Source organism: Bradyrhizobium guangxiense (assembly GCF_004114915.1).
Classification (GTDB): Bacteria; Pseudomonadota; Alphaproteobacteria; order Rhizobiales; family Xanthobacteraceae; genus Bradyrhizobium; species Bradyrhizobium guangxiense.
Genome location: NZ_CP022219.1, coordinates 4,874,150 through 4,898,085, shown reverse-complemented (window position 1 = coordinate 4,898,085; position 23,936 = coordinate 4,874,150). Strand labels below are relative to the sequence as shown.

Here is a 23,936-nt window from a genome sequence, read left to right as displayed (position 1 = left end):
TTCTGCTATCGCTATCCGGGCAACGCCGGTGGTGACGTCGTTCGGCAAGATGCTCGACCGCCCCGCCGTCTTCGTTCACGTTGTCGACGAAGACGGGGTCGAGGGCTGGGGTGAAGTCTGGTCCAACTTTCCGGCTTCGGGCGCGGAACATCGCGCCCGGCTCGTCAATGAAGTGCTCGCACCGGGCCTGTCGGGCGCAAGTTCAGCGGCTCCGCACAAGCCTTCGAGGCCCTCACCAAAGGCATCGAGGTCCTCGTACTTCAATGCGGCGAGCCAGGTCCGTTCGCACAAGCGATTTCAGGCATCGAGCTTGCGCTGTGAGATCTTTCCGCGCGACGTCGGCGCTTGCCGCTGTGGCGGCTGGTTGGTGGGCAATCGAGCAGAATCAAGGTTTATACCAGCGGCATCAATCCAGGCGGTGCCGCGCAGATGGCCGAGGCCGCGCTCAACCGCGGTCATCGCGCGCTGAAGCTGACGGTCGGCTTCGGTGCCGAAACCGACCTCGCCAACCTCACCGCGCTGCGCGCCATGGTCGGCGCGGGCATGCTCGCCACCGACGCCAATCAGGGCTGATCGGATGGGCGCTCGGCGCCGTCACCATCTCACGCGGGATCTGGAGTTGGTGGCAGGAATTCGCTCTATTAGGTGGAGACGCCGAACAGCTTGCGGACTGCCGGAAGCCACTCGCCAGTCATCGTGAACTCGAGGCCGAGCCGCGCTCCGCAGGCGATGGCCAGCATCGTGATCGGCGCCGAGAGAGCAAGCGTTGAGAACGCGCTCAATCCTTGGCCAACGGTGCATCCCATCGACATGATCCCTCCAATTCCCATCAGAAGCGCGCCGGACATGTGACGCTTCAATTCGCGCGCGTCGTCGCAGGCTTCCCAACGGAAGCCACCTGCGAGCAACGCGGCGGCAAAGGAGCCCGCCACAACCCCGGCAACGGAACCGATGCCGAAATTCAGGCGCGCGCCAGAGAAGGTGGCGACGTAGAGGATAGTGTCACCGAGTGGCGCGACAAAGGTGAGTGAGGCGACGCGGGCGGGATCGAATTCATCATCGGCGAGCCATCCGGTCGCGAACCAGCCGAATGCGATTGCACAGCCAACGGCAAGTCCGGAGGCCAGCAATCGCGGCGACCGAATCAGCCTGCCGTCCGCAAGCGCCCAAGAAGCGAGTACGGCGGCAATTGCCACGACGAGAATCGCACGTACGGCGCTGCCTGCGCCGAGCAGCGACGTCAGGGTCTGAGTGCTGCCTTCAGGAAGCCGCAGCGACAATGGTTCGATCAGCGTCACACGCAGCATGCCCGTGATGCCACGCATGGTCGCGAGCGCCGACAGGCCGAGTACGAGAAAGACGACGATGGCGCGCAGATCGCCGCCGCCGACGCGCACCAGCGTGCCGAAGCCGCAGGTGCCGACCAGCGCCATACCGATGCCGAACATCAGCCCGCCAATGATCGCGCCGCCCAGCCCGATCGATGCCGTCAGATAGATTGATCGCGACAGGTCGACGATGCCGAGCTCCGCGAGCGCCTGAGTCGCAAGCAGCGCCACGGCTGCCGCCAGTGCGAAGGATTTCAGCCGGCGATAGTCCGATCCGAAAAACGCATCTTCGAGCATCGCGAGCGTACAGAAACGGCCCGCTCGGCCGGCAACGCCAAGCACCGTGCCGGCGGCGAGCCCGCATGCGAACGCTATGGTCGATGGACTGAACATTCCTCCCGCAAGGTATTCGTTCTGCCTCTTTGGGCAGTCTGCGCCCGAGGGGCGCGAAAATCCAGAGCGGAGAATTACCGGCGTCGCCGGCGTACCGGCTCGCAGAACACGTCGTAAACGGCGGTGAGAATCTTGCGGACGTCCTCGCTGGCGAGACTGTAGTAGATCGTCTTGCCGTCGCGTCGGGTCGTCACCAGCCGATCGAGCCGGAGCCGCGCGAGCTGCTGCGAGACGGTCGATTGTCGTTCGCCCAGGAACTGCTCGAGCTCAGTCACGGATTTCTCGCCCTCGGCGAGGATGCAGAGCAGCAGCAATCGGGATTCGTGCGACAGCGCCTTGAGCATGTCGCTCGCCTCGCGCGCCTTCTCGATCATCTGCTCGAGTTCGGCGGAGCCTTCGATCTCCTTCAGCTTCGGCAACGGCATCGCGTCAAGTTCCTCTCGGCAAAATCTGCAAGACCGGTCACGACCTCTCGGGTTCCGATCCCGCATTTGACAGGATTCGGTCCAAGAGGCCGAAGAAGAAGGCATTCCCCGGATAGCCGCGGATGCGTCCAATCTCGCGGCCCTCTTGTACCACGACGAAGGTCGGCGTGAAGGGACCTGGATCGATCCCGGCGAGATCGGCTGGGAGGGGGGCCTTCAGGTCGATCCGGCGCAGCGGTGCGGTCCGGCTTTCCGCGGTCTTGCCGTAAATCGGCGCGATCTCGGCGTTGAAGCGCGCGCACCAGGCGCAGCCGGGCCGCTCGAACATGACGAGCTCGGCGGCGCGCGACGTGGTCGCTGGCAGCACGACGGCCACGGTGAGGGCGAAAGCGATGATTCTGTTCATGCTGCGTAACCGGCTTTTTGGACCCGCCTGACGGACTTGCCTTGTGAAGGTGCTTGGCGCTTTATATCATTAAATTCGTATATGTGCTAGGGATGGGGTGGAAATGACCTTGGACGTCACGCTGGGTGCGGCCTTCGTCGCGGGCCTCTTGTCGTTTCTGTCGCCCTGCATCCTGCCCCTGGTGCCGCCCTTCCTGTGCTACATGGCCGGCGTCTCGGCCACGGATCTGTCCAGCGGCAGGCCGGATCTGCGGCCGCGCATCCTGCTCTCGGCGCTTGCCTTCGTGGCGGGCTTCTCGCTGGTCTTCATCGCTCTCGGCTCGACAGCCTCGATCGCGGGACGTTTCGTCTCTGCGCATCTGTCGACGCTCGGCATCGTCGCGGGCGGGCTGATCATCGTCATGGGACTGCACTTTCTGGGGCTGCTCCGGATTCCGCTACTCTATCGCAGCGCCACCGTGCAGGTCGACAACCGCCCGGCCGGCATGGCAGGGGCTTTCGTCATGGGGCTGGCCTTTGCGTTCGGCTGGACGCCCTGTGCAGGCCCGATCCTTGCCGCCGTGCTGTTGATGGCGGGCTCGGAGGACACGACCGGACGAGGGGCGCTGCTGCTGCTCGCTTATTCGGTCGGGACCGGTATTCCCTTCCTGATCGCCGCGGCTTTCACCGGCCGCTTCATCGCCGCGCTCGGCCGTGTGCGCCGGCATCTCGGTCTGATCGAGAAGACGATGGGCGTCTTCCTGGTTGCGACAGGTCTGATGTTCCTGGCCGGATTGGTGCCCGCGGTCTCGGAATGGCTGCTCGAGCATTTCCCTGCGTTGACCAGCATCGGCTGAGGCTAGCCGTACCGGAAGTCGAGCAGCTGGGCGAAGGACTGCAGCTCGATCAGGTAGCGATTCACGAGGGAGCCGTCACCTGCCATCGCGGCATGCGCGATCTCGCCGCTGCTGGTGATTGCGCCGTCAATCAGGCGGCGGAACTCGCCTTGGGCGGCGATCTCGCCATTAGCCCATTCGTTGCAGCGTTGAAGCCGATCGCGGAACGCGCTTGCGGCGGCGACGGTCTCTTCGGCGTTTGCCGGCGCCGGTTGCCCGCCGTACCTGATCGCGGCGGCACGCAGCGTTTCCATGGCGGGCGCGATCTCGAAGATGCAATCGCCGAGATCGTAGAGGCCAGCGTGACGCCTGAGCGCGTGAAACGCTTGCCGAAGCGCCAGCAACTCGCGGCCGGCGGCGGCATCGTCGCCGCGGTCCAGCGCGGCCGCGATCATCATGAGCCGATCACGGCCCCGGTCGAGAAATCCCGCCAATTCGGCCGGTGCGTCGGCGGGCAGAGGATTGCGGTTCGGCACAAGCTGCTTCCAACGCGCGACCGCCTCGTCGGTCTCGATCTGCGCCAGCGCAACGTTTCCGGTCCGCGCATAGCTCGCGGCCGTGCGCAGATTGGCCAGGATCGGCGCCATGGCCGAGGTGACATCCGCAAGTCTGCCAGTCTCCCCGCCGAGCGCGAGCATGTTCGAGGCCAGCCACGCCAGGAGCGCGATGGTGCAGCGCAAGATAGGAATTCCTTGTCACATTCGTGTATTCGAATATCATAATAAAAATGAACAATGCGCAAGATGTCCCGACGCGGCAAATCCCGATGTCGCCGCGCACGCCGACGCGGCGCGGCCTCCTCGCGTTAGCAACCGGCGCGGCCTTCGCCGGTCGCGGCGCGGCGGCGGCCGAGCTCGCCGTCGGCGAAGACGGGCTCTATCACGAACCGTGGTTCTTGCAGAGCTTCCTCGATCTGCACGAGGATTTGGAGAGCGCTGCGGCCGGGGGCAAGCGCCTCGCCATCATGTGGGAGCTGCGCGGCTGTCCCTATTGCCGCGAGACGCATCTGGTGAATTTCGCCGATGTCGGAATCGCCAACTATATCCGCGACAATTTCGAGGTCTTGCAGTTGAACTTGGTCGGCTCGCGCAAGGTGACCGACTTCGACCGCGAGGAATTAGCGGAGAAGGATCTCGCCCGCAAATACGGCATCCGGTTCACGCCGACCTTTCAGTTCTTTCCGCCATCTGCCGACGGCCTCGATGCGAAGGACGCGATGGCGCGCGAAGTGACGCGGGCCCCCGGTTATCTCAAGCCGCCGCACTTCCTGGCGATGTTTCGCTTCGTGCGCGAACGTGCCTATGAGCGCGGCTCGTTCCGGGATTTTTTAGCTGCGAACGGCTGAGTGCAGGCGTCGCTCGAATTTCGCTTGACGGCGTCGGTTATATTCACATATCATAATAATTGAATTTGATGGATCGTGAGCCCGTCGTGGTCAAAGGCGGGCGTCACCCCGTCGACAAAGGGTAGGAAACATGCGGCACTCGCTTGTGGCTGCGTTTGCACTGTGCGTGTTGGCCGGCAGCGCCATGGCGCAACAGCCGGCCAAGGAGCCGATCAAGCTCGACATTGTCAGCGATTCGCTACCAAAATCCCTGACCGGTTCGCCCGGCAATGCCGATGCCGGCAAGAAGGTGTTTTTGACCCGCACGCTCGGCAACTGCCTGGCGTGTCACCAGGTCACCAGCCTGAAATCCGAGGAATTCCACGGCGAGTTCGGTCCGTCGCTCGACGGCGTGGCCGGCCGCTACACCGAGGCGCAATTGCGCCTCATCGTCGCCGATCCCAAGCGCATCTTCACCGACACCGTCATGCCGGCGTTCTTCAAGAACGAGGGCCTGAGCCGGGTGCGCCCGGAATTCGTCGGCAAGTCCATACTGACGGCCGCGCAGGTCGAGGACGTCATCGCATTTCTCAAGACGCTGAACTGACGGCGAGGAGGATCGGAATGAAAGCCATCAATCGACGGCAGGCATTTGCGCTCGGAGGCGGCTTCGTCATGCTGACCCTGATGCCCATGGCTGCGGACGCGGAAGTGACCAACGACGCGGCAAAGTGGATCGAGAAATTCACCGGCGGCAAGCAGCCTGCCAAGGGCAAGATCTCGCTCGACCTGCCGGAGATTGCGGAGAACGGCAACACCGTGCCGCTGTCGATCAACATCGAGAGCCCGATGACCGCGGAGTCTTACGTCAAGGACGTGATGATCATCGCGGACGGCAACCCGAACGCCGGCGTCGCGACGCTGTCCTTCACGCCGCTGTCGGGCAAGGCCGAAGCTTCGATCCGGATCCGGCTCGCGGCCACGCAGAACGTGGTTGCGATCGCGAAGATGAGCGACGGCGCGCTGTTCACGGAGCAGAAGACCGTCAAGGTCACGATCGGCGGCTGCGGCGGCTAAGGGCTTAGGAGAGAACAGATGGCAGACAAACCGCGCATCAAGCTTCCCAAGGAAGCGATCAAGGGCGAAGTCATCCAGATCAAGACGCTGGTTTCGCACGTTATGGAGTCGGGCCAGCGCAAGGACGCGCAGGGCAAGACCATTCCTCGCAAGATCATCAACAAGTTTGCCTGCGAGTTCAACGGCAAGCCCGTGTTCTCCTGCGCGCTGGAGCCTGCAATCTCCGCCAATCCGTATATCCAGTTTGATGCCAGGGTGGACGAGGCCGGAACGTTCAAGTTCTCCTGGACGGACGACGACGGCACGGTGATCGCGGCCGAAGAGAAGATCTCGCTCAAGGCGTAAGGCGCATGGTGCGTCGAGGGAGGCAGGGATGCTGACGCGATCTGTTTGGTTCGCTGCTGCGGTCGTTACTTTCGCATCGTTCGCAAGCTGCGCTTCCGCGCAGGATGCCGAGCGCAAGGGTATCCCGGCGCCGTCCGGCCACGTCTTCAAGACCATTATCTCCGGTTACGAGTTCCGCAGCAAGGAGACCCGCGCGTTGCAGGACGACGATCTCGAGAACCCGGGCTTCCTCGCCGTGGAGCGCGCCGCAGACCTCTGGAAGAAGGTCGAGGGCGCAGACGGCAAGTCCTGCATGAGCTGCCACGGCCAGGCTGAGGCGAGCATGAAGGGCGTCGGCGCCGCCATGCCGAAATGGGACGACAAGCTGAAGAAGCCGGTCAACCTGGAGCAGCGCATCAATATCTGCCGGACCGACCACATGAAGGCCGAGCCCTGGAAATTCAAATCCCAGGAGCTGACCGACATGACCGCCTTCGTGCGGTACCAGTCCCACGGCATGCCGGTGACCGTGAAGAGCGACGGCCTGATGTCGCCCTGGTTCGAGCGCGGCAAGCAGATCTACTACACGCGCTTTGGCCAGCTCGATCTCGCTTGCGAATCCTGCCACGAGCGCAACAACGGAAAGTTCATGCGCGCGGATTTTCTCAGCCAGGGCCAGACCAACGGATTTCCGACCTATCGGCTGCGCGACCAGCGCGTGGTGCCGCTGCATGAACGCTTCGAAGGCTGCATGTTCGACGTGCGCGCGGAGCCGTTCAAGCCATTGTCGGACGAGTTCCTCGCGCTCGAGCTCTACGTCGCGTGGCGCGGCATTGGGCTGCCGGTCGAGACGCCGTCGGTGCGCAACTGAAACGATGAGCATGCAGGAGCATCGCGCATGATTTCTCGCCGCGAGTTCATTCAGGTTGCAGCGGCAACCGCGGCGCTTTCGACCGGCGTCGGCTCCAGCCTGACCCGGGCATTCGCCCAGCAACGCCTGACCGAGAAGGAGTTGCTGGCGTTCGAGCCGCTCGGCAACGTCACGCTGGTGCATGTGACCGACATTCACGGTCAGCTCATGCCGCTCTATTTCCGTGAGCCTTCGACCAATCTCGGCGTGGGCGAGGCCAGGGGGCTTCCGCCGCACGTCACCGGCAAGGAATTTCTCAGCCGCTTCGGCATCGCGCCCGGCTCGTCGATGGCCTACGCCCTGACGTCGGAGGATTTCGAGGCACTGGCCAAGTCCTATGGCCGGATCGGCGGTCTCGACCGCGCCGCGACCGTGATCAAGGCGATTCGCGCCGAACGCGGCGACAAGGTCGCGCTGCTCGATGGCGGCGATACCTGGCAGGGATCGTGGTCGTCGCTGAAGACGCGCGGCCAGGACATGATCGACTGCATGGCCTTGCTCAAGCCCGACGCCATGACCGGCCATTGGGAGTTCACCTACGGCACCGAGCGCGTCAAGCAGGCCATCGAGGGGCTCGGCTTCCCGTTCCTTGGCCTCAACATCCGCGACACCGAATGGAACGAGGCGGCCTTCGACGCCTCGACCATGATCGAGCGCGGTGGAGTCAAGATCGCGGTGCTCGGCCAGGCCTTTCCCTATACGCCCGTCGCCAATCCGCGCTGGATGATTCCCAACTGGTCCTTTGGCGTGCGCGAGGAGGACGTGCAGGCGCAGGTCGACAAGGCACGCAAGGGCGGCGCGCAGCTCGTCGTGCTGCTCTCGCACAATGGTTTTGACGTCGACCGCAAGCTGGCGAGCCGCGTCAAGGGTATCGACGTCATCCTGACCGGGCACACCCACGACGCGCTGCCCGAGGCGGTGAAGGTCGGCAAGACCTTGCTGATCGCGTCGGGCTCGTCCGGCAAGTTCGTGTCGCGGCTCGATCTCGATGTCCGAGACGGCGAGGTCAAGGCTTACAGGTACAAGCTGATTCCGCTGTTCTCCGATGTGATCGCCGCGGACGCCGAGATGGCTGCCAAGATCGCGGAGGTGCGCAGGCCCTTCGCCGCCGATCTCGCCAGGGTGCTCGGCAAGACCGACTCGTTGCTCTACCGGCGCGGCAATTTCAACGGCACGTTCGACGATTTGATCTGCCAGGCGCTGCTGCAGGAGCGCGACGCCGAGATCGCATTGTCGCCCGGTTTCCGTTGGGGCACCAGCGTGCTGCCCGGACAGGACATCACCTTCGAGGACGTCACCAACGCGACCGCGATCACCTATCCGGCGGTCTATCGCATGGGCATGACCGGCGCGCGGCTGAAAGAGATCATCGAGGACGTCGCCGACAACCTCTTCAACATCGATCCCTATTATCAGCAGGGCGGCGACATGGTGCGGCTCGGCGGGCTTTCCTACGCGATCGATATAGCGAAGCCGCAAGGCAGCCGCATCTCGGACATGCAGCTCGTCAAGACAGGCGCACCGATCGATCCCGCCAGGGAGTATCAGGTCGCCGGCTGGGCCAGCGTCAATGAAGGAACCGAAGGGCCGCCGATCTGGGAGGTCGTGGCCAACTATCTGACCCGACAGAAGACGGTTCGCCTCGAACCCAACCGAGCTGTCAAAGTCACCGGAGCGTGAGAAGCGATGTCGAAGATGGACAGCCCCCGCCAATCCCGACGCAATTTCCTGGCCACCGGGGCCGGCGTTGCGGCGTCGGTGCTCGCAAGGCCTGCCTTGGCCGGCGGCGGCAATCCGGCAAACCAGCCGCCCAACGTCCCCGAATGGACCAGGTCGCTCGGGGAAGGCGTTGCCGTGCGTCCGTACGGCAAGCCGTCGAAATTCGAGAAGGACGTCGTCCGGCGCGACGTCGAATGGCTGACCGCCTCGCGCGAATCCTCGGTGAGCTTCACCCCGCTTCACGAGCTCGAAGGCATCATCACGCCGAACGGCTTGTGCTTCGAGCGGCATCACGGCGGCATCGCCGAGATTGATCCGGCCGATCATCGCCTGATGATCCATGGCCTCGTGGAGCGTCCGCTGATCCTTACGCTCGAAGAGCTGAAGCGCTATCCGCGCGTCAACCGCATCCACTTCATGGAGTGCGCGGCCAATTCCGGCATGGAGTGGCGCGGCGCCCAGCTCAACGGCTGCCAGTTCACCCACGGCATGATCCACTGCGTGCAATATACCGGCGTCTCGCTGCGCACCCTGCTCGAAGAAGCGGGCGTCAAGACCAACGGCAAATGGCTGCTGGTCGAGGGTGCCGATGCGGCTGCGATGGATCGCAGCCTGCCGATCGAGAAGGCGCTCGACGACTGCATCATTGCCTACAAGATGAACGGCGAGGCGCTCTACCCCGAGCAGGGCTATCCGATGCGATTGGTCGTGCCGGGCTGGCAGGGCAACCTCTGGGTCAAGTGGCTGCGCCGCATCAAGGTCGGCGATCAGCCCTGGCACACCCGCGAGGAGACCTCGAAATACACAGACCTGCTGCCGAACGGCAAGGCGCGTCGGTTCACCTGGTCGATGGACGCCAAGTCGGTGATCACGAGCCCAAGCCCGCAGGCGCCGATCAAGCATGGCAAGGGTTTTACCATCGTCTCGGGGCTCGCCTGGAGCGGCAACGGCAAGGTCAAGCGCGTGGACGTATCGCTCGACGGTGGCCGCAACTGGTGGCCGGCGCGGCTCGATGGGCCCGTTCTCGACAAGGCGCTGACGCGCTTCTACTACGAGTTCGACTGGAACGGCGAGCCGTTGCTGCTGCAGTCGCGCGTGCAGGATGAGACCGGCTATGTGCAGCCGAGCAAGGCCGAGCTGCGCAAGATCCGCGGCGTCAACTCCATCTATCACAACAACGGCATCCAGACCTGGCATGTGCAGGCCAATGGTGAGGTCGAGAATGTCGAAGTCGCCTAAATTCGCTGCCGCGGCACTGCTCGTTTGCGTGATGACCGCGCCCGCGCTCGCGCAGCAGAAGACCGATGCGAAAGCTGATCCGCGCTATCACATCGGCCGCGCGCCGACCGCGGCGGAAATCCGCGGCTGGGATATCGACGTGCGGCCTGACGGCCAGGGCCTGCCGGAGGGCAAGGGCACGGTTGCCCAGGGCGAAAAGCTGTTCATGGACAATTGCGCGTCCTGCCACGGCGAGTTCGGCGAGGGCAACGGCCGCTGGCCGGTGCTTGCGGGCGGCAAGGGCTCGCTGACATCGGACAATCCGGTCAAGACAGTGGGCTCGTACTGGCCCTATGCCTCGACCGTGTTCGACTATGTCCGTCACGCCATGCCCTATGGCAATGCGGAATCGTTCTCGGTCGACGAATATTATGCGCTGGTCGCCTACGTCCTCTATCTGAACGACGTCATCACCGACCAGAATTTTGAGCTGAGCAACAAGAACTTCACCAGCGTCAAGATGCCGAACGAGCAGGGCTTTGTGATGGACGATCGCGCCAGCAGCGAGAAATCGTTCTGGCAGAAGGATCCTTGCATGAAAGATTGCATCGCACCGGTGAAGATCACCGCGCGCGCGGCCGCGATCGACGTGACGCCTGAGGACAGCAAGGACAAGAAGTCGCGGGGCGTGGAGTGAGCCGTGGCCGGGCGAGTCGCCGCGGACTGTTTTGCGTCTTGCTCGCTGCCGCTTTCATCATGACAGGTCACGCTGCCCCGTGCCGGGCGGCGGAGCCGCACAAGCTTGCGCTGCAGATCAGCGACGACGACCCGGTCAAGATGCGCGCCGTCCTCGATGTTGCGGCCAATGTCTCGCGGCACTATTCCGGGCAGGGCGAGGATGTCGAGATCGTGGTGGTTGCCTTCAATGGCGGGCTCGACATGTTGCTCGACGACCGCTCGCCGGTGAAGGAGCGCCTGGCGAACTTCTTGAAATCGATGCCGAACGTGAGCTTCATCGCCTGCGGCAATACGCTGGAGACGCTCGCCGCGAAGGAGGGCCGACGGCCGCCGCTGATTGAGGGAGTCAGTGTCACCCAGGTTGGGGTTGCCGCGCTGATGGATCTGGCGGAAAAAAGCTGGACGATCGTTCGTCCCTGAGGAGAGTGCCGCCGATGCGATGGTTGATGGGACTGGTTGTCTTGGTCGCTCTTGCGCAGCCGGCCGGCGCCGCCGAGCAGGAGCTGGAACTGCAAGTCGATGGCCGCACGATGCTCGCCACGCTGCGCACGCCGGCGCCGATGACACCCGACACGCCGCTCGTCGTGATGACCCACGGCACGCTCGCGCACAAGGATATGGAGATCATTCAGGACGTCGCGAAAGCGCTCGAGCAGCGCGGCATCGCCTCGCTCGCGCATACGCTATCGCTGGGGCTCGATCGTCGCAAGGGCATGTATGACTGCGCAACGCGGCACGACTATGTCGTCGACGATGCGGTTGCCGAGATCGGCGACTGGGTCGCCAAGGCGAGGGGCATGTCCCGGTTCGTCGTCACCCTCGGTCATTCGCGCGGCGGCAACCAGGTCGCGCGCTATCTGGCGGCGAGCGAAGCCCCGCCGGTCGCAGGCGCGGTGCTGCTCGCGCCGGTGACGGCAAAGGCCGACGCCGACTTGCGCGCCTCATATGCCCAGACCTACGGCAAGCCGCTCGGGCCGCTCCTCGAGAAGGCGACCAAAGCCGTGGCGGCGGGACGCGGTGGCGAATGGATGGATGCGCCGGGCTTCATCTACTGCCGCAACGCCGTGGTGACGGCGCGCGCCTTTGTGTCTTTCTATGGCGCCGATGCCGGCCAGGACACCGCGGCGCTCGCGGCACGCTTGAAGCTGCCGGTGCTTGTGCTCGCTGCGACCAAGGATGCGGTCGTCCCCGATGTGATAGCGTCCTTCACGCCGCTGGCCGATTCGAGCGGCGGCAGGGTGCAGCTCGCGACAATCGAGGATGCCGATCATTTCTTCCGCGACCTGTTCGCGGAAGACGTCGCCGATCGCATCGCCGAGTTCATCAAGCAGGCACGATAGGAGGGACCATGCAGCGCCGATCCATGCTTCGCGCGAGCCTTGCCGGACTATTTGGCGCTCTTGCCATGCGCGAGGCGGCCGCAGCGACGGAAGTGCCGGCGCGACAGCGCGTCGTCTATCACCTCGCCGACGCCGAGCGCGTCGTCTTCGTGCTGGGAAATCTCCAGAACCACGTCGACGGCGTCGGCGGGCCGGGCAAGGCCGATATCAGGCTGGTCGTGCATGGACCGGCGCTGCGCGCCTTCCACGCGCTGGCCGCCGATGACCACACCGTTGCGATGATGACGAAGCTCGCAGAGGCCGGCGTCGGATTTGACGCCTGCGCCAACACCATGAAGGCGCAGGGCGTAAAGCTCGACGACCTCACGCCCGGCTTCGTGGTGGCCGAGAAGGGCGGCGTGGTGCGGCTCGCCGAGTTGCAACAGCAGGGATATGCCTATCTGCGACCTTGACCGCGCACCTGCCCGTGCGTCCGGGCCTTGATTTGGCTCATATGGCGAGGCCGCACCGCGCGATAGATTGGTAGATCTCGAAGGATCACTGAGGCAGCCGTGCTGACGACAGTCATCGATCTGCTGGGGGAAGACCGGCTGTCATGGCTGGGCGGCCTCCTTGTTGGCGGCCTGTTTGGATTTTTCGCCCAGCGCAGCCGGTTCTGCCTGCGCGCTGCGGCCGTCGAATTCTCCCGCGGCGAGGGCGGGCCGCGCCTTGCAGTCTGGCTCCTCACCTTTGCCGCGGCGCTCTTGGGCACGCAGGCTTTTGTCGCGCTCGGCTGGCTCGATGTTTCCGAGGCGCGCCAGCTCGCGCAGCAGGGCAGCATCTCCGGCGCGCTCGTCGGCGGCGTGATGTTCGGCTGCGGAATGATCCTGGCGCGCGGCTGCGCAAGCCGGCTGCTGGTGCTCTCCGCCAATGGCAATCTCCGGGCGCTGCTGTCGGGCTTGGTGTTTGCGGTGACGGCGCAGGCGTCATACCGCGGTCTGCTGTCGCCCGCACGCGAATGGGTGACCAATCTGTGGCTGGTCGACGGCGGGCCCTCGCGCGACATCATGGCGGGGTTCGGCGCAGGCTTGCCCGAGAAGCTCGCCTTCGGCGGATTGTGGCTGATCGCGGGGCTCGCCTTCGCCTTGCGAAGCCATCTGCCGCGCCAGCTTGTCTTCGCCGCTCTGGCAGCGGGCGCGGCCGTCGTCGCCGGCTGGCTCTTCACCTATCAGCTTTCGCAGGCCTCCTTCGCACCGGTGACGCTGAAGAGCCTCACCTTCAGCGGGCCGTCGGCCGAATTGCTGATGCTGGTGCTCAACAGCTCGCAGCTCCGGCTCGGCTTCGACCTCGGCATCATTCCCGGCGTGTTCCTCGGCTCGTTCGCCGCCGCGGCAAGCGCGGGTGAACTGAAGCTCGTGGGGTTTTCGGACGGACTCGGCATGCGGCGCTATCTGCTCGGTGCGGTGCTGATGGGGTTCGGCGCGATGCTCGCCGGCGGCTGTGCGGTCGGCGCCGGCGTGACCGGCGCCTCGGTGTTCGCGCTCACCGCCTGGCTCGTGCTCGGCGGCATGTGGCTGGGGGCAAGGCTCACCGATCTGCTCGTCGACCGTGCCGGCATGCCGCAACCACAGCAGACGGCGGGCTCGCCCGCGCCGGGCGGCTAGCGCAATACTTTATGCTTTGCTAAAATACGTTTATTGAATATGATTTTCGATGCGAGCCGAGCGCGCCGCTGGAACGCGCATCGGGCCGCTGCCCCGGGGAAACGCACATGACCACCATCACGGAAAGCTACGTTCGCGAAGCGAAGCGCGCCGCGCGGATCGACTGGTCGCCTTATCTCGTCGGCGCGGGGATCGGGCTGCTGAGCTGGATCGCCTTTGCGGTGTTCGGCGACCCGCTCGGCGTCACCACCGCCTATTCGCGCGTCGCCTCGCTGTTTGCCGTCCCGGCGATCGGACCGGAGGCGGTGGCGCAGAACTCCTACTGGAAGAGCATGCCGCTGAAATGGGACTACGGCGTCTGGTTCCTGGTCGGCATTCCCGCAGGCGCGTTCCTCTCGGCGGTGATGTCGGGCACGTGGCGGCTCGAGCTCGTGCCCGATGTCTGGAAGGAGCGGTTCGGGCCGTCGATCGCCAAGCGCTTCGTCGGCGCATTCCTCGGCGGCATCGTGATCATGTATGGTGCTCGGCTTGCCGGCGGCTGCACCAGCGGACACGGCATCTCCGGCGGGTTACAGCTCGCGGTGTCGAGCTGGCTGTTCCTGGCGGTGATGTTCGGCACTGGGCTCGGCATTTCCGCGCTCATGTTCCGCAAGCGCTGAAGGAGGGATCGAGATGACCGCAATGATGACGATCCTCGGCCCGTTGTTGATGGGCGGAGCGTTCGGCTTCCTACTGCAGCGCGGCAAGGTGACGAACTGCAACGTGATCGAGAACCAGTTTCGGCTGCGCGATTTCACCGTCTTGAAGGTGATGGGCACGGCAATCGTAGTCGGCGGCATCGGCGTGCTGCTGCTCGTCGACACCGGCAATACGAAGTACTACGTGAAGGATGCCAACATGCTGGCGGTTGCGCTCGGCGCTGCCCTGTTCGGCGTCGGCATGGTCGTCTACGGCTATTGTCCGGGAACGGCGCTCGGCGCCATCGCGACCGGCAGCGTCCATGCGCTGGTCGGTGCGCTCGGCATGGTCGCCGGCGCCATCCTCTACGCGCTGAGCTTCGACTGGCTGAAGGCGCATGTCCTCAACGTCTGGGCGCTGGGCAAGGTCCGCCTTCCGGACGTGACGAACATTCCGGATATCGCCTGGTTCGCCGTACTTGCGGTCGGCGCCGCGCTGTTCTTCTGGTGGGTTGAAGCTTCCGAAGCCAAGCAGAAGCGCGGCTAAAGCATGATCCGGAAAAGTGCGAAGCGGTTTTCCGGAAAGATCATGCGCAAACAACAACCTAAAGCGTGATGACGATTCGTCTAAATCTCATCGCGCTTTAGGTGCAAGCTTCCCGCCAGCGGGCGGGAACTCAGCGCTTGCGAGGGGCACAGAACAGCCGGTGCAGGGTCGAAAACAGCTCTTCGACCCGTTGGTCGGCGATGCGGTACCAGATGGTCTGGCTATCCCGTCGCGCCGCGACGACGCCTTCCGCCTTCAGCTTGGCCAGATGTTGCGACAGTGCCGAGGCGGACAGGCCGACCTCTTCGGCGAGCGCCCCGGCGTTAGCTTCGCCATATTCGACCAGCTTGCAGACGATAAGCAGGCGATGTTCGTTGGCGAACATGCGCATGAGGCTGGCCACGTCCTTGGCCTGCCGTTCCAGCGCGCGGGTGTTTGCTCTGCTCATAATGACGTTCAATAGCATCCAGCCGGTCGCCGTCAACAAGGCATCCACCCTCCTCCATTCCGAGCCTTGCAGCTGCGAGGTTTTCCTAGGTCGGGCCTCAGAACAAACGCGTCTCTGGCGAAGCTTTTGTTGAGCTGAATCAAGCAAGGGTCGCCCGCTCCTATTACCATTCGTGTTGTTGATGGTGATGGGAGAAGCAGGTTGGAGTTCGATCAAGGTTCACGGAAGCCGGGCATCGCATTGGCTGCCATTGTCGCGGGTGGCTTGCTGCTCGTCATGCTGCAGTTCGGCCTCGCCACGTACAATTCGACCGAAACCATTCCTTACAGCCAATTCGAGCAGCTGCTGGCCCAGGACAAGATTGCCGAGGTGGCGGTCGGCTCGGATACGATTCAGGGGAAATTGAAAGAGCCGCTTCCGAACGGCAAGTCCGCCTTCATCACCGCCCGTGTCGATATGGCCTTGGCCGAAAAGCTCGCCGCGAAGGGAACGCGTGTGACCGGCGTTCCCGGCGGTGGCGCACTGCAGAGTTTGCTGTCCTGGATCTTCCCGGTAATCGCCTTCTTCCTGATCTGGTTCTGGCTTGGCCGCGGCATCGGGGGCGGCCAGGGCCTGGGCGGGCTAATGGCGATCGGAAAGTCCCGCGCAAAGGTTTACGTCGAGAAGGACATCAAGGTCACTTTCGCCGATGTCGCCGGCGTGGACGAGGCGAAGTTCGAGCTCCAGGAGGTGGTCTCGTTCCTGAGGGATCCTGCGAGCTATGGCCGTCTGGGGGCGCATGTCCCCAAGGGAATCTTGCTCGTCGGACCGCCGGGGACGGGAAAGACGCTGCTGGCCCGCGCCGTGGCGGGAGAGGCCGGCGTTCCGTTCTTCTCGATCTCGGGCTCCGAATTCGTGGAGATGTTCGTCGGCGTCGGCGCCGCGCGGGTTCGGGATCTGTTCGAGCAGGCCCGCAAGGCCGCGCCATGCATCATCTTCGTCGACGAACTCGACGCGCTGGGACGCAGCCGCGGGCCGCAGTCGTTCGGCGGCTACGATGAGAAGGAGCAGACCCTCAACCAGCTGCTGTCCGAGCTCGACGGTTTCGACCCCAGCGCCGGCGTTATTCTGTTGGCGGCGACCAACCGTCCCGAGGTTTTAGACCCTGCGCTGCTGCGGGCCGGAAGGTTCGACCGACAGGTCCTCGTTGACCGGCCGGACAAGATCGGGCGCGTTGCGATCCTGAAGGTGCACGCCCCCAAGATTCGATTGAACAAAGACGTCGATCTCGACAAGGTGGCGGGTCTCACGACGGGGTTCACCGGGGCCGACCTCGCAAATCTCATCAACGAAGCCGCGATCGCAGCGACCAGGCGAAGCGGGGACGAGGTCACGTTCGACGATTTCGTCACCGCGATCGAGAGGATCGTGGCCGGCATCGAGAAGAAGAGCAGGGTGCTGAGCAAGGACGAACGGCGCCGGGTCGCCTATCACGAGATGGGCCATGCGCTCGTTGCGGCCAGCCTGCCCGGTGTCGACCCCGTGCAGAAGGTGTCGATCGTCCCGCGCGGCATCGGCGCGCTCGGATATACGATCCAGCGTCCGACCGAGGACAGGTTCCTACTGACCATCGAGGAGCTGAAGAACCGCATCGCGGTGCTGATGGGAGGACGCGCCTCGGAGCACCTGATCTTCGACGGGGCGATCTCGACCGGCGCGGCCGATGATCTTCAACGTGCGACCGAAATCGCCATCGAAATGGTCACCAAGTACGGGATGGACGAGACGGTCGGGCAGCGCCCCTATGCTGCAAAGCCGCAAGCGTTTCTCCTGGCGGCGCAGGACAAGATCGTAGCGGCGGCTGAGGCAACCGGCCGCGAGATCGATCTCGCCGTCCGCAACCTGATCGAGGAAGGGGACCGCCGCGCCCGGGATATCCTGCAGCGCCGGCGAGCCGATCTCGACACTGGTGTCGAACTGCTAATTGCAAATGAGACGGTCACGGCCGAGCAGTTTGCACCATTGCTCGGCAAGCGCAGCGGTGAAGGCGAATCGGTTGCCGCATGACGGTGCGGCGCGCCGGTGACGTTCGGTGCTCCTGCGCCGGATATGTTGAACGGACGGCCGAACTTCGCGCGACCGCGGCCGCCGGAGCGTCGATGGACGGCTGTCGGCGAACGGCTCCTGCCACACGACGATATCACCTTCGTCGCCACTCTTGCTCTATCTCAAATCCCGAGGCCCGGCTGAACGGTAACTTTGGCAAACACGAACCTCGCCAGGGCAAGAGGCCATGAATAGAGAAATGGAGCTGGCTCACCTCGCCATTGCGGAAAAAGCGGTGGCTATTGGTGAGCGCCACATTCTGCTTCAGGAACGGCGCGTCGCCGAGTTGGATCGCGACGGCCATGATACCAAGCAGGCCCTTGCAACACTAGCGACCTTTCGAAGGCTACAGGTCGAACATGTCGCGCATCGGGATTTGATCCTGAAGGTCTTGCAGCAGGGTGAGGCGAAGCTACGCGCGTCGAGCGAACCGGTGCTTCCGTCGGGGAAGGACGATGGTGCAGGAAAACAGCAGAAGCAGGACGGGAGACCTAAAGACCGCTTGATCTGATCCTCGCGTGCAAGCGATGACAAAAGTCCTCCAGCAGAGTCTGCAAATTCTCGACGTTCACCAGCAGCCTGTCGGCTTCTTGTCGCTCCGGCGTCCCGAAGGCAAATCTTCCGCAAAGGTTACGGATCTGATCGAGGCGTTTGCGTCCGGCTGCGGCCCGGCTCTCGGCGAACTCGATCTGCTCCAGGTCGTGGCTGAGCTTGTCCTCTTCGGCGATCAACATCTTGGTGATCGTGCTTCGGTTATCAGGGGCGAGATCACTGCCGTTCAACCGGGTGAGGTAGTGATCGATGTTCGACCTCGCGATGTAACGATCCATGGCGTCCTCTTCCCAACGTCCCGATTGCAGATAAGTAGCAAATGTTACCGCCGTCGAGATCAACGGCGAAAGAGCCTTCAGGGGCCAATTAAGTAATATGATACCGACGGTATCGGATTTGTTGGATGCCGCTGCTGAACTTGCGCGAACTTCCCGAATTGATGAGGTCTTGCAGAGGAAGCAGATGTGCGAAGACGGAGAGCGAAATGTCCAACATCCTGTTTCGCTGCCCCAATATCGGGATGAGGCGTCAGAAAAGGGACAGGGCAACTGGCGTTTGATCCGGCTCAAGCCTTGGCTCGGTTCGGCCACCTAAAGTGTGACTTGCGTAACTCGCCCTACAGTTACGTCCCAAGTCGCCGCCGAGGTCCATCCCCCAGCCTCGGCGGCAGCTCTTTCCCGGGAATGATGATTCCAACCGAGCCGCGTGCGAACGCGGGAATGAGTTCATGCCCACCTATTATTTCGATATGAAGGACGGCGTGCCCGTCCGGGACAGGTCCGGATTGGAGCTTGTGAGTGATGGGGCCGCCATCGCGCACAGCAAGAGCCTGGCTAACAAGGTGCGCCGAGAGAAGCCGAAGGGCCATCCCGGCCTCCGGATCGTGGTCGTCGACGAGAGCGGTCGGGAAGTTCACCGCGAGCAGATCTATCCGGACGCGACCTGACAATCGGCACGAGCGATTCAATCACCGAACGAAGAGTGCCTCCAGCCGACTGACGCGTTGGCTTGCGCGCAGGCATTTTCGTGACCGGTACGAATCCAATCGTCGTTTCGGGCGTTACGGCCCCGAGATTGCCAACCGCTTCGCGATATTCGCCGAGATCAGATAGGCAATCGCGATAGCGACGATCGTCGCAAGCAATGGAGTGGACGGCGCGACAAAGCCAAATGCGCCTCCCCATGGGCCGAGCGCAAGCGCCACGCCAGCAAGCAGGGCGCCGAGGGATGTCGCGATCAGGATGTTGTGGGGGCGGTTCGCGCGCCACGGCAATTTGCGCGACCTGATCACGAAGATCACCAGGATCTGGGTCGCGATCGATTCGACGAACCATCCGGTTTGGAACAGTGCCGCATCGGCATGGAACAGCTTGAGGAGAACGGCGAAGGTGATCGCGTCGAACAGGGACGACACCACTCCCATGATGATGGTGAAGCGAAGGATGCTTGCCATGTTCCAGGCTTCGGGCCGGGCAATGTCTTCGCGATCGACCTCATCGAAGGGGATGCCGATTTCGGAGAGATCGTAGATGAGATTGTTCAATAGGATCTGCAGCGGCAACAGCGGCAGAAATGGGAGAACGATCGACGCAAGGGCCATCGAAAGCATGTTGCCGAAATTCGAGCTCGTTCCCATTCGAACATATTTCAGGATGTTGGCGAAGGTTCTGCGGCCCTCGCGCACGCCGGCCGCAAGCACCGAAAGGTCGGGCGCCAACAAGATCATGTCGGCGGCCGCGCGGGCGACCTCGGTCGCGCCCGTGACGGATATGCCGACATGCGCTGCGTGGATCGCGGGCGCATCATTGACGCCGTCTCCCATGAAGCCGACAATATGATTGCGGTGCCGGAGCGCGGCGATGATCCGCCGCTTCTGATCGGGATCAATTCGGGCAAACAGATCGATGTGATCGACCCGGGCGACGAGCGCAGCATCCGTGAGCTCCGATATCTCGGCGCCGGTCATGATCCGGTCCGACCTAAGACCGACGGATCGCGCAACGTGCGAGACCACCGCGCCATGGTCACCGGAGAGGATCTTGATCGTCACTCCGAGCGCGCTGAGCGCGTCGATAGCCGAGGCCGCGTCCTGCTTCGGCGGATCGGCGAAGACACAAAAGCCGATCATGGTCAGATGGGTCTCGTCCTCGACGGCAATCGTCTGCTGGGCAACCGGAATGGACTTGGTGGCGACGGCAAGCAGCCGGTAGCCGTCGCGGGCATATCGAGCCTGGATGTCGGCCATCTTCTGTTGCCAGGCGGCATCGAGCGGGTGGGCCAGGCCGTCGATTTCCACGGCCACGCAACGCGACAGGATGGATTCCGGGGCCCCTTTTGCGATCAGGAGGTGTTCGCCATTCTGTACGATCAGGACGGATAGGCAGCGCCGCTCGAAGTCGAACGGGACTTCTGCAAGGCGAACGCAGCCGTCGAGATCATCGCGGCTCGCCGACAGGATCGCGTCGTCGAGGGGGCTTCTGATGCCGGCCTGAAAGCAGCTGTTCAGCCGCGCGAACCGCAGAACGCGATCGCTGGACCGCCCCTGCGGGTCGATATGCGCCGCCAACGTGATCCTGGCTTCCGTGAGCGTGCCGGTCTTGTCGACACAAAGCGTATCCATGGCTCCCAGATCGTGAATTGCCGACAACCGCTTGACGATGACCTTGCGTTTCGCCATGCGCAGCGCGCCGCGGGCGAGTGTCACGGTCATCACCATCGGCAGCAGCTCTGGCGTCAGGCCGACGGCGAGCGCGACCGCGAAGAGAAAGGACTCCATTGCGTTGCGATGCGCGACGAGATGAGCCATCAGCACAAAGAGAGTGAGAAAGAGCGTCAGTCGGAGGATCAGGAGTCCGAGTCTCCGGACGCCTTGTTCGAGCGCCGTTGGTGGTGCGTTGGCTGCCATTGCCGAGGCGATCGCGCCAAAGCGCGTCCGGCCTCCGGTCGCCACGACCAGCATCCTGCCGCTTCCGCCGACGGTACTGGTTCCCGCGAACAGGGCGTTCGTGGCGTCCGCCGGCAAGGCCGCGGAGCAGGGGCCGTCCGTCTTGAAAGCCGGAAACGGCTCCCCTGTCATCAAGGCTTCATTGACCTGCAATTCCTGGGCATCGAGGACGATGCCGTCGGCCGGGATCAAATCGCCGATGCGGAGCTTGACGACGTCTCCAGGGACGAGAGCCGTCACTGAAAGGGTCATATCCTTGCCGTCGCGGACGACGTCAGCCTGAATGGCGACCGATTCCCGCAACGCTTCGGCAGTAAGCTCGGCGCGGTGCTCCTGAACGATATCGAGCGTGATGGACAGGGAGAGCACGGTTGCGATGATTGCAAAACTCCCGATATCGCCGCTCAGTCCGGATACGAGCGCTGCCGCCAGCAGCATGGCGACCAACGGATTCCAGAGGCGTTGGCCGAGCTTGCGCAGGGCGGACCGGGTTTGCGAGGCGTCGGGGCGGTTTGCTCCGAGGATCGCCAGCCGTCGATCGGCTTCGATCTGTGACAGGCCTTCCGGGCCGGACCCAAGCGCGCGGTAGAGGTCGTCCTTGGGCGTCTGCCAGAAAGCAGCAGCCAAAGCCTTGGCCGGAATGGACTGTTCGATCATTGAAGGGGCTCGCCGGTCACGGATATCTGGGCCAGGCGATGGTAGGACGCTGCTCAATCCCTGGGTTGATACGGCTCAATTCGAGGGATGCGCGCAAGACTCGCATTCACCCCTCCCGAAGGGAGAGGTCGGAGCGCATCGCAGATGTACTCCGGGTAAGGGCTCCTCGTCCTACCGAGTGCCGCAGCGTCAAAACAAGAATCTAGAGGTTCGGTTCTGATTCAATCAGAACCGAAAATGCTCTAGGCGGCGCCTCCGCGCATCATTTCTTCCGACTATTGCCCGGCGGCGAAAAGATCTGATTGGCAGGAGGCTGCCCGCCGGTCGGAACGGCGATGGCAATGAAGCCGCGCCCCATCGAGTTGTGACAGGCGTTGCAGCCGTCGGTCAGCACGCGCATGGACACGGCGAACTTGCGATCATCGCCTGCCGTGATCGCGTCGGCGATGGAGAGCAGCGGCTCCTTCATCGTGGTCACGTTGGTCACGGGAATGGCCGGGTAGAAGATGGCTGCTTCAGCCAGGCTGTTTGTCAGCTGGCGTAGCTCATACGCGGCGAGATCCCAGTTTCCCGCCTTGCCTGCATACCAGAGCTTGAGATGCTGAAGCTGTGCCATGCTCATGACCTCGACGAGGCGAGGCGCATCTTGTTTTGCGCTCGGGGAGGGCGGAAACTCGGATTGAGCAATCGCGGATGTGACCGCCCCCGCCGAAATCGCCAGAACCGCGCACCAATTCTTCAACGTCATCCGACCATTCCCTGTTGTTGGAGGTCTGGATATCAGGGTTGCGCTCCGTGCTCTTGCGATGAATCAATACTTGCCGGGCTCCGGCGTGGGCGATCCTGCCCCTGTCGCGAAAGCTGCCGGAGTTTGCGCCCCGACAAAGTGGCCGTGACCGCAACCGCTTACCGTCTAACGCTGACACGGGACTTCGTGTGCAGGCGATGGGAAGCAGGCCGTGATCGGAACCAGCCTCTGTAGATGGGCCAATAGTTACTTCGCGGTCGCAATCCTGTGGCTGCTGCTCGCGGAAGGGCTGATTGTCGTCGGGTTCGGTTTTCCGAACAGCGACATCGGCGGTCCGGACACGCTCGTCATCGTCCATATAGTTTGCATCGGCTGGGTGAGCACGGTCCTGTGTGGCGCGCTGTTCCAGTTCGTGCCGGTGCTGGTCGCAAGGCCGCTCTATGCGGAGCGCCTGACGCTGCCGGCTCTCGCGCTGTTGACGCTTGGGTTGACGGTCCTGCTCGCAGGCTTTCTGGCTTTGGGCGGACACTTCAACGGGCCGCCCTGGCTGCTTCCCTTCGGCGCCAGCCTGCTGATTGCCGGTTTCGCGTTGGTCGTCGCCAATCTCGGCATGACGCTCTGGTCGGCTCGTCCACTGCCAGGGCCTGCACGGTTCGTCGCGGGCGGGCTTGCCTGCGTCTGTGTCACGGCGGTATTCGGCGGCATGTTCTCGCTAGTGCTGTCCGGGACCGCCATCGGTGCGCAATGGCCGGACCTGCTGGAATCGGGCGTTCCGATCCACGCAATTGCGGGGCTTGGCGGTTGGTTGACATTCACGGCCATGGGCGTCAGCTATCGCCTGCTCGCGATGTTCATGCTCGCTCCCGACGGCGATGCGAGGCTGGGCCGGCCCGCCTGGCTGGCCGGCGTCGCCGCGCTGACCATCGGGCTTGTCGGGGGCGTGCTCGCACTCTGGCGCATGACCGGGCTGAATCCGGCGCTTCTGCTTGCGGGCGCGTCAGCGTTGCTGTCGCTGGCTGCCTACGGTCGCGATGTGCTCGGTCTGTACGAAGCCCGGAAACGTCGCACCCTCGAGCTCAACACGCGCATGAGCCTTGTTGCGGTGGCGAGCCTCGTTGCAGCCGCGCTGCTTGCTGCCGCGTTGCTCGCGACCAGTTCTTTCCCCTTGCATGTCGGGACGATCGCCTTTCTTGTCGCATTCGGCTGGCTCACCGGTCTGGTGCTCGCCAATCTCTACAAGATCGTTCCGTTCCTGACCTGGCTCGAGACCTACGGTCCGGTGATGGGCAGAGTGCCGACGCCCCGCGTACAAGATCTCGTTGCCGAGCGCCGCGCGTTGAAGTGGTTCGTCCTGTTCTTTGCAGGAAGCTGGGCGGCAACGTTGATGCTCCTGATCGACGCTGCATTCGGCTTCCGCGTCGCTGTCGCGGTGGTGATGCTTGCGACGCTCGGCCTGAGCGAGGAGTTCATCAGGGCCCGGCGGCTTGCGGATGTGACGGGGCCGCTACGCCTGCCGGCGGGAGCTGCCGCGCCCCACCTCCTGGTCTCGCGAAACTGAA

Annotated in this window: 28 protein-coding genes and 1 pseudogene; 21 read left to right on the top strand and 8 right to left on the bottom strand. The window is 63.7% G+C overall.

Features of this window, described 5'->3' with window-relative positions; genetic code table 11:
- Positions 1–49: 49 nt before the first annotated feature.
- Both X268_RS40085 and X268_RS40080 read left to right on the top strand, forming a co-directional pair.
- Positions 50–139: pseudogene (locus tag X268_RS40085) on the top strand (hypothetical protein); the annotation flags it as partial.
- Positions 140–345: 206 nt separating this feature from the next.
- A complete protein-coding gene (locus tag X268_RS40080) occupies positions 346–573 on the top strand; it encodes an enolase-like domain-containing protein (protein ID WP_245478012.1) in 228 nt (75 codons plus the stop codon).
- 68 nt (positions 574–641) lie between these two features.
- Here X268_RS40080 and X268_RS23510 read toward each other — a convergent pair whose 3' ends face one another.
- From X268_RS23510 to X268_RS23500, 3 genes are all read right to left on the bottom strand, one after another.
- Positions 642–1,721, bottom strand: coding sequence for a YeeE/YedE family protein (locus tag X268_RS23510; protein ID WP_128927127.1), 1,080 nt, complete (start codon positions 1,719–1,721; stop codon positions 642–644).
- A gap of 74 nt (positions 1,722–1,795) precedes the next feature.
- Complete coding sequence (locus X268_RS23505) at positions 1,796–2,146, bottom strand: ArsR/SmtB family transcription factor (RefSeq protein ID WP_028137430.1); 351 nt, start codon at positions 2,144–2,146, stop codon at positions 1,796–1,798.
- Between the two features lie 37 nt (positions 2,147–2,183).
- Positions 2,184–2,552, bottom strand: coding sequence for a thioredoxin domain-containing protein (locus X268_RS23500; protein WP_128927126.1), 369 nt, complete (start codon positions 2,550–2,552; stop codon positions 2,184–2,186).
- 103 nt (positions 2,553–2,655) lie between these two features.
- Between X268_RS23500 and X268_RS23495 the strand changes: the two genes are divergently transcribed.
- Positions 2,656–3,387, top strand: a complete 732-nt coding sequence (locus X268_RS23495) for a cytochrome c biogenesis CcdA family protein (protein ID WP_128927125.1) — start codon at positions 2,656–2,658, stop codon at positions 3,385–3,387.
- Between the two features lie 2 nt (positions 3,388–3,389).
- On the opposite strand, the gene X268_RS23490 is transcribed toward X268_RS23495, so the two are convergent.
- A complete protein-coding gene (locus tag X268_RS23490) occupies positions 3,390–4,106 on the bottom strand; it encodes a hypothetical protein (protein ID WP_164937885.1) in 717 nt (238 codons plus the stop codon).
- A gap of 86 nt (positions 4,107–4,192) precedes the next feature.
- Between X268_RS23490 and X268_RS23485 the strand changes: the two genes are divergently transcribed.
- From X268_RS23485 to X268_RS23420, 14 genes are all read left to right on the top strand, one after another.
- Entirely contained in the window at positions 4,193–4,771 is a 579-nt protein-coding gene (locus tag X268_RS23485) for a SoxW family protein (RefSeq protein ID WP_128929360.1), read from the top strand.
- A gap of 130 nt (positions 4,772–4,901) precedes the next feature.
- Positions 4,902–5,357, top strand: coding sequence for a sulfur oxidation c-type cytochrome SoxX (soxX, locus tag X268_RS23480; protein WP_128927124.1), 456 nt, complete (start codon positions 4,902–4,904; stop codon positions 5,355–5,357).
- A 17-nt stretch (positions 5,358–5,374) separates the two neighbouring features.
- Positions 5,375–5,827 carry a thiosulfate oxidation carrier protein SoxY gene (gene soxY, locus X268_RS23475; protein ID WP_128927123.1) on the top strand — a complete coding sequence of 151 codons (453 nt, stop codon included), beginning with the start codon at positions 5,375–5,377 and terminating at the stop codon, positions 5,825–5,827.
- Positions 5,828–5,845: 18 nt separating this feature from the next.
- Positions 5,846–6,172: a thiosulfate oxidation carrier complex protein SoxZ gene (gene soxZ, locus X268_RS23470; protein WP_128927122.1), complete on the top strand. Its 327-nt coding sequence runs from the start codon at positions 5,846–5,848 to the stop codon at positions 6,170–6,172.
- 28 nt (positions 6,173–6,200) lie between these two features.
- Positions 6,201–7,022, top strand: coding sequence for a sulfur oxidation c-type cytochrome SoxA (soxA, locus tag X268_RS23465; RefSeq protein WP_128927121.1), 822 nt, complete (start codon positions 6,201–6,203; stop codon positions 7,020–7,022).
- A gap of 27 nt (positions 7,023–7,049) precedes the next feature.
- Positions 7,050–8,741 carry a thiosulfohydrolase SoxB gene (soxB, locus tag X268_RS23460; RefSeq protein WP_128927120.1) on the top strand — a complete coding sequence of 564 codons (1,692 nt, stop codon included), beginning with the start codon at positions 7,050–7,052 and terminating at the stop codon, positions 8,739–8,741.
- 6 nt (positions 8,742–8,747) lie between these two features.
- Positions 8,748–10,019, top strand: coding sequence for a sulfite dehydrogenase (gene soxC / locus X268_RS23455; protein WP_128927119.1), 1,272 nt, complete (start codon positions 8,748–8,750; stop codon positions 10,017–10,019).
- Entirely contained in the window at positions 10,003–10,695 is a 693-nt protein-coding gene (locus X268_RS23450; RefSeq protein ID WP_164937884.1) for a c-type cytochrome, read from the top strand. Before soxC ends, X268_RS23450 begins: the two co-directional genes overlap by 17 nt.
- A 59-nt stretch (positions 10,696–10,754) precedes the next feature.
- Positions 10,755–11,156, top strand: coding sequence for a DsrE family protein (locus tag X268_RS23445; protein ID WP_164937883.1), 402 nt, complete (start codon positions 10,755–10,757; stop codon positions 11,154–11,156).
- Positions 11,157–11,170: 14 nt separating this feature from the next.
- Positions 11,171–12,076 (top strand): alpha/beta hydrolase, encoded by a 906-nt coding sequence (locus X268_RS23440; RefSeq protein WP_128927116.1) that lies wholly within the window; start codon positions 11,171–11,173, stop codon positions 12,074–12,076.
- A gap of 8 nt (positions 12,077–12,084) precedes the next feature.
- A complete protein-coding gene (locus X268_RS23435) occupies positions 12,085–12,528 on the top strand; it encodes a DsrE family protein (RefSeq protein ID WP_128927115.1) in 444 nt (147 codons plus the stop codon).
- A gap of 99 nt (positions 12,529–12,627) precedes the next feature.
- Positions 12,628–13,719 (top strand): YeeE/YedE family protein, encoded by a 1,092-nt coding sequence (locus X268_RS23430; RefSeq protein ID WP_128927114.1) that lies wholly within the window; start codon positions 12,628–12,630, stop codon positions 13,717–13,719.
- A gap of 107 nt (positions 13,720–13,826) precedes the next feature.
- Positions 13,827–14,378 (top strand): YeeE/YedE thiosulfate transporter family protein, encoded by a 552-nt coding sequence (locus X268_RS23425; RefSeq protein ID WP_128927113.1) that lies wholly within the window; start codon positions 13,827–13,829, stop codon positions 14,376–14,378.
- Between the two features lie 13 nt (positions 14,379–14,391).
- Positions 14,392–14,943 (top strand): YeeE/YedE thiosulfate transporter family protein, encoded by a 552-nt coding sequence (locus X268_RS23420; protein ID WP_128927112.1) that lies wholly within the window; start codon positions 14,392–14,394, stop codon positions 14,941–14,943.
- Positions 14,944–15,073: 130 nt separating this feature from the next.
- Here the strand turns inward: X268_RS23420 and X268_RS23415 are convergent, their stop codons facing one another.
- The gene (locus tag X268_RS23415; RefSeq protein WP_128929359.1) at positions 15,074–15,391 is read right to left on the bottom strand and encodes an ArsR/SmtB family transcription factor; all 318 of its coding nucleotides are present in this window, start codon (positions 15,389–15,391) and stop codon (positions 15,074–15,076) included.
- A 201-nt stretch (positions 15,392–15,592) separates the two neighbouring features.
- On the opposite strand from X268_RS23415, the gene ftsH reads away from it, so the two are divergent.
- Positions 15,593–17,437 (top strand): ATP-dependent zinc metalloprotease FtsH, encoded by a 1,845-nt coding sequence (gene ftsH, locus X268_RS23410; RefSeq protein ID WP_128927111.1) that lies wholly within the window; start codon positions 15,593–15,595, stop codon positions 17,435–17,437.
- A gap of 226 nt (positions 17,438–17,663) precedes the next feature.
- The gene (locus X268_RS23405) at positions 17,664–17,987 is read left to right on the top strand and encodes a hypothetical protein (RefSeq protein WP_128927110.1); all 324 of its coding nucleotides are present in this window, start codon (positions 17,664–17,666) and stop codon (positions 17,985–17,987) included.
- Here X268_RS23405 and X268_RS23400 read toward each other — a convergent pair.
- Positions 17,968–18,306 carry a hypothetical protein gene (locus X268_RS23400; protein WP_128927109.1) on the bottom strand — a complete coding sequence of 113 codons (339 nt, stop codon included), beginning with the start codon at positions 18,304–18,306 and terminating at the stop codon, positions 17,968–17,970. The genes X268_RS23405 and X268_RS23400 overlap by 20 nt on opposite strands.
- A 449-nt stretch (positions 18,307–18,755) precedes the next feature.
- Here X268_RS23400 and X268_RS23395 point away from each other — a divergent pair, with 449 nt between their 5' ends.
- Entirely contained in the window at positions 18,756–18,974 is a 219-nt protein-coding gene (locus tag X268_RS23395) for a DUF6894 family protein (RefSeq protein WP_128927108.1), read from the top strand.
- Between the two features lie 114 nt (positions 18,975–19,088).
- On the opposite strand, the gene mgtA is transcribed toward X268_RS23395, so the two are convergent.
- Positions 19,089–21,629 (bottom strand): magnesium-translocating P-type ATPase, encoded by a 2,541-nt coding sequence (gene mgtA, locus X268_RS23390; RefSeq protein WP_128927107.1) that lies wholly within the window; start codon positions 21,627–21,629, stop codon positions 19,089–19,091.
- Positions 21,630–21,891: 262 nt separating this feature from the next.
- Entirely contained in the window at positions 21,892–22,377 is a 486-nt protein-coding gene (locus X268_RS23385; protein ID WP_128927106.1) for a hypothetical protein, read from the bottom strand.
- 211 nt (positions 22,378–22,588) lie between these two features.
- Between X268_RS23385 and X268_RS23380 the strand changes: the two genes are divergently transcribed.
- A complete protein-coding gene (locus tag X268_RS23380; protein WP_128927105.1) occupies positions 22,589–23,935 on the top strand; it encodes a hypothetical protein in 1,347 nt (448 codons plus the stop codon).
- Position 23,936 lies beyond the last annotated feature (1 nt).

What these genes read in the sequence shown, in the direction of transcription:
- X268_RS23385 (WP_128927106.1), bottom strand. Translation starts at nt 22,377, where the DNA reads ATGACGTTGAAGAATTGGTGCGCGGTTCTGGCGATTTCGGCGGGGGCG.
- X268_RS23505 (WP_028137430.1), bottom strand. Translation starts at nt 2,146, where the DNA reads ATGCCGTTGCCGAAGCTGAAGGAGATCGAAGGCTCCGCCGAACTCGAG.
- X268_RS23445 (WP_164937883.1), top strand. Translation starts at nt 10,755, where the DNA reads ATGACAGGTCACGCTGCCCCGTGCCGGGCGGCGGAGCCGCACAAGCTT.
- soxY (WP_128927123.1), top strand. Translation starts at nt 5,375, where the DNA reads ATGAAAGCCATCAATCGACGGCAGGCATTTGCGCTCGGAGGCGGCTTC.
- X268_RS23440 (WP_128927116.1), top strand. Translation starts at nt 11,171, where the DNA reads ATGCGATGGTTGATGGGACTGGTTGTCTTGGTCGCTCTTGCGCAGCCG.
- X268_RS23420 (WP_128927112.1), top strand. Translation starts at nt 14,392, where the DNA reads ATGACCGCAATGATGACGATCCTCGGCCCGTTGTTGATGGGCGGAGCG.
- soxC (WP_128927119.1), top strand. Translation starts at nt 8,748, where the DNA reads ATGTCGAAGATGGACAGCCCCCGCCAATCCCGACGCAATTTCCTGGCC.
- soxA (WP_128927121.1), top strand. Translation starts at nt 6,201, where the DNA reads ATGCTGACGCGATCTGTTTGGTTCGCTGCTGCGGTCGTTACTTTCGCA.
- X268_RS23400 (WP_128927109.1), bottom strand. Translation starts at nt 18,306, where the DNA reads ATGGATCGTTACATCGCGAGGTCGAACATCGATCACTACCTCACCCGG.
- X268_RS23500 (WP_128927126.1), bottom strand. Translation starts at nt 2,552, where the DNA reads ATGAACAGAATCATCGCTTTCGCCCTCACCGTGGCCGTCGTGCTGCCA.
- soxZ (WP_128927122.1), top strand. Translation starts at nt 5,846, where the DNA reads ATGGCAGACAAACCGCGCATCAAGCTTCCCAAGGAAGCGATCAAGGGC.
- X268_RS23395 (WP_128927108.1), top strand. Translation starts at nt 18,756, where the DNA reads ATGCCCACCTATTATTTCGATATGAAGGACGGCGTGCCCGTCCGGGAC.
- X268_RS23495 (WP_128927125.1), top strand. Translation starts at nt 2,656, where the DNA reads ATGACCTTGGACGTCACGCTGGGTGCGGCCTTCGTCGCGGGCCTCTTG.
- X268_RS23435 (WP_128927115.1), top strand. Translation starts at nt 12,085, where the DNA reads ATGCAGCGCCGATCCATGCTTCGCGCGAGCCTTGCCGGACTATTTGGC.
- X268_RS23415 (WP_128929359.1), bottom strand. Translation starts at nt 15,391, where the DNA reads ATGAGCAGAGCAAACACCCGCGCGCTGGAACGGCAGGCCAAGGACGTG.
- X268_RS23425 (WP_128927113.1), top strand. Translation starts at nt 13,827, where the DNA reads ATGACCACCATCACGGAAAGCTACGTTCGCGAAGCGAAGCGCGCCGCG.
- soxB (WP_128927120.1), top strand. Translation starts at nt 7,050, where the DNA reads ATGATTTCTCGCCGCGAGTTCATTCAGGTTGCAGCGGCAACCGCGGCG.
- X268_RS23485 (WP_128929360.1), top strand. Translation starts at nt 4,193, where the DNA reads ATGTCGCCGCGCACGCCGACGCGGCGCGGCCTCCTCGCGTTAGCAACC.
- mgtA (WP_128927107.1), bottom strand. Translation starts at nt 21,629, where the DNA reads ATGATCGAACAGTCCATTCCGGCCAAGGCTTTGGCTGCTGCTTTCTGG.
- X268_RS23510 (WP_128927127.1), bottom strand. Translation starts at nt 1,721, where the DNA reads ATGTTCAGTCCATCGACCATAGCGTTCGCATGCGGGCTCGCCGCCGGC.
- X268_RS23405 (WP_128927110.1), top strand. Translation starts at nt 17,664, where the DNA reads ATGAATAGAGAAATGGAGCTGGCTCACCTCGCCATTGCGGAAAAAGCG.
- soxX (WP_128927124.1), top strand. Translation starts at nt 4,902, where the DNA reads ATGCGGCACTCGCTTGTGGCTGCGTTTGCACTGTGCGTGTTGGCCGGC.
- X268_RS23450 (WP_164937884.1), top strand. Translation starts at nt 10,003, where the DNA reads ATGTCGAAGTCGCCTAAATTCGCTGCCGCGGCACTGCTCGTTTGCGTG.